1 protein-coding gene is annotated in these 3,890 nt (G+C 67.3%); it reads left to right on the top strand.

Features of this window, described 5'->3' with window-relative positions; all coding sequences use genetic code 11:
* A partial coding sequence (locus ABT084_RS37705; RefSeq protein ID WP_502969302.1) for a non-ribosomal peptide synthetase occupies positions 1-3,816 on the top strand: 3,816 nt, incomplete at its 5' end.
* Positions 3,817-3,890: the final 74 nt, after the last annotated feature.

Here is a 3,890-nt window from a genome sequence, read left to right as displayed (position 1 = left end):
AAGGTGCGTGGTTTCCGTATCGAGCCTGGTGAGGTCGCGGCGGTGCTGGCTGGGCGGCAGGGGGTGGTTCAGGCGGCGGTGATCGCGCGTGAGGATTCGGTTGGTGATACACGGCTGGTCGCGTATGTGGTGCCGGGTGAGGGTGTGGATGCTGTCGCACTGCCCGCGCTGGTGCGTGAGTTCGCGGGGCAGCAGTTGCCGGGGCATATGGTGCCCTCGGCTGTTGTGGTCCTGGACGCGCTGCCGCTGACCGTGAACGGGAAGCTGGACCGCAAGGCCCTGCCCGCCCCCGAATACACAACGGGCCCAGGTCGTGGCCCGGTTGATGCGCGTGAAGAGATCCTCTGTGCTGCTTTTGCTGAAGTGCTGGGTCTCGAGAGTGTGGGGGTCGATGACGACTTCTTCAGGCTGGGGGGTCATTCACTGCTGGCGGTGCGGCTGGTGGAATTGCTTCGTGAGCGTGGTGTGTCCATAGCGGTGCGGGCGATGTTCGAGACCCCGACTCCTGCCGGACTTGCGATGACGACCGGCACGGGACCGGTGGCGGTGCCGGAGAATCTGATCCCTGCCGGTGTGCGGGAGATCACTCCCGAGATGCTGCCGCTGGTCGATCTGGACGCGGATGAGATCAGCCGGATCGTGAGCTCGGTCCGGGGCGGCGCGGCGAATGTCGCTGACATCTACCCGCTGGCTCCGCTGCAGGCTGGGCTGTTGTTCCACCACCTGCTGGCCGGCGGCGAGCAGGACGCGTATGTCCTGCCGTCGGTGATGGAATTCGACTCGGGTAAGCGGCTGGAGGCGTTTACCGTCGCGTTGCAGCAGGTGATCGACCGGCATGACATTCTGCGGACCTCGTTCGTGTGGGAGGGCCTGCCGGAGCCGGTGCAGGTCGTGTGGCGTGAGGCGACCCTGCCGGTAACGCGGGTGGTGCTGGGAGAGTCGGCTGCTGATCCGGTCCAGGAGCTGCTGGACGTGGTGGGCATGTCGATGGACCTGGGCCGCGCCCCGCTGATCAGCGTTCACACCGCGGTCCTGCCGGACGGGGAGCGCTGGCTCGCCCTGGTGCGTGTGCACCACATCGTGCAGGACCACACCGCTCTGGAAGTGCTGCTCGGTGAGGTCAACGCCGTTCTGGCCGGCCGTGCCGACATGCTTCCCGAGCCTCTTCCGTTCCGTGACTTCGTCGCTCAGGCGACGGCCGGCCTTGCTACTGGTGAATACGAGCGGTACTTCACCGGGCTCCTTGGGGATGTCACCGAGCCCACCGCCCCGTATGGACTGTCCGACGTCCGAGGCGACGGTGCGGATGCGCAACACGTGAGGTTGCCGCTGGATCCTGAGTCGGTGGTGCGGTTGCGTGAGGTCTCGCGTCGTCTGGGGACAAGCGTGGCGACGGTGTTGCACGTGGCGTGGGCGCGGGTGCTGGCGGCGGTGAGCGGCCGTGACGATGTGGTCTTCGGGACAGTGTTGTTCGGCCGGATGAACGCGGGTGCAGGCTCGGACCGGGTTCCGGGTCCGTTCATCAACACCCTCCCGGTCCGTCTGCGGACAGGTGAACTCGGCGCACTGGAATCGGTCACGACGATGCGCGGACAGCTCGGCGAGTTGCTGGGGCACGAACACGCGCCACTGGCTCTTGCCCAGCGTTCCAGTGGTGTCGAAGGTGACACACCTCTGTTCACCTCACTGTTCAACTACCGCCACGGCAACGGGGGGTCGTCGGGTGAGGAGTCTGCCGGAGCTATCCCCGGGACGAAGCTGCGGTATTCGCGGGAGCGTGACAACTTCCCGTTGTCGGTGTCGGTCGACGATGACGGTGATGGTCTGACACTTGCCGTGGACGCGGTCGCGCCGGTCGATCCGCGTGCTGTGGGCTCCCTGGTGGCCACCGCCGTGGAGAACATGGTGGCCGCCGTGGAACGGACCCTGGATGGAGGAGCGGATCTGCCACTGAGCTCCGTCCAAGTCTTGGATTCGGGTCTGCGGGCCCAGCTGCTGGCCGGGTGGAAGGATCCGGAAACCGGATCGGCTGCGGTGCCGGTGATGGACTTGTTCGATGCTCAGGTAGCGGCTGCAGGGGATGCGGTGGCGGTGGTCGCCGGGGACGTGGAGGTGACCTATGCCGAGCTTGATGCGCGGGCGGACCGTCTGGCGCGGTATCTGGTCCAGCGGGGTGTGGGTGCGGAGTCGCTGGTCGGTGTGTGTCTGGAACGCGGCGTCGATTTGATGGTGGCGGTGCTGGCTGTGCTGAAGGCCGGTGGCGCGTATCTGCCGCTTGACCCGGGCTATCCGGCGGAACGTATTGCGTTCATGCTTGAGGATGCGGGCCCGGTGGTGGTGCTGGCCTCCTCGGGCACGGCTGGTGGACTGACCTGGTCGCGGGAGCGGCTGCTGGTTGTGGACTCGCCCGAGGTGGAGACGGCGCTGGCGGGTGTCGGCCCGGTGGGTGAGTGGCCGGCGGTGGGGGCGCAGGGCCTGGCGTATGTCATTTACACCTCTGGATCGACAGGCCGTCCCAAGGGTGTGGCGGTGACGCGGGGCGGGTTCGCGAACACGGTGGCGGCCCTGACGCGTTTCGGGGCGGGGCCCGGCTCGCGTGTGGCGCAGTTCGCGTCGATGAGTTTCGACGTCTTCTGCCTGGAGTGGGCGCTGGCGTTGGCGTACGGGGCGGCGCTGGTGGTTGTTCCCGCCGGTCGGCGTGTGGGTGATGAGCTGGCCGTCTTCCTGCGGGAGCAGGGGGTGACGCATGTGTCGTTGCCGCCGGCGGTGCTGGCGGGTCTGGAGGACGGCGCGATCGATGCGGGCGTCGTTCTCGAGGTGGGTGGTGAGGCGTCCTCGCCGGAGCTGGTGAGCCGCTGGTCGGCGGGCCGGGTGATGTTCAACACCTATGGTCCGACGGAGACGACTGTCGATGCCACGGTGTGGCGTTGCCGTCCGGGGGTGCGGGAGGTTCCCATCGGGGTGCCGATCGGTAATACCGGGGCGTATGTCCTGGACCGGGACCTGGCGCCGGTGCCGGTGGGTGTGGCGGGTGAGCTGTACATCGCGGGCGCCGGTCTCGCGCGTGGTTATCTGGGGCGTCCCGGGCTTACGGCGGTGCGGTTCGTGGCCTCTCCCCTGGGGGGTGGTGAGCGCCTGTACCGCACGGGTGATCTGGTGCGGTGGAACGTGAAGGGCGAGCTTGAGTACCTGGGGCGTACGGACGAGCAGGTGCAGGTCCGTGGTTTCCGGATCGAGCTGGGCGAGGTCCAGGACGTGGTCTGCACGCACCCGGGGGTGTCCCAGGCCGTCGTGATCGCGCGTGAAGACACCCCGGGAGAAAAGCACCTGGTGGCATACCTGGTCCCCACCACAACCGGAACCGCTGTTGACGAAGAACTTCCTCAACAGATACGGGGGTTCGCCGCCGAACGGCTTCCCGGCTACATGGTCCCGTCTGCCGTGATGGTGCTCGACTCCCTGCCGCTGACCGCCAACGGAAAGCTGAACCGCGAAGCGTTGCCTGCCCCGGACTTCCGGGCACGGGGCCGGGCTGGCCGGGCGCCGGCCAACGAGCGGGAACGGGTCCTGTGCGAGGCGTTCGCCCAGGTGCTCGGGTTGGACAGCGTGGGAGTGGACGACGACTTCTTCGCGCTCGGCGGGCATTCGCTGCTCGCGGTTCGGCTGATCAGCCGGATCAAAACGGTGCTAGGTGTCCGGATGGAAGTTCGGGCGCTGTTCGAGACTCCGACGGTGGCCGGGCTCGCCAAGAAGCTCGGGAACAAGAAGTCAACCAGGCTGGCCCTGAGGCCGATGCGTAACCAGGAGGGGTCCTGATGTTTCCGTTGTCCTTTGCGCAGCGTCGGTTGTGGTTCGTTGATCAGTTGGAGGGGCCGAGCGCGACGTACAAC

The sequence above is a fragment of the Streptomyces sp. NPDC002138 genome (genome assembly GCF_040296485.1).
Taxonomy (GTDB): domain Bacteria; phylum Actinomycetota; class Actinomycetes; order Streptomycetales; family Streptomycetaceae; genus Streptomyces.
This window is presented reverse-complemented; position numbering and strand designations above follow the sequence as displayed.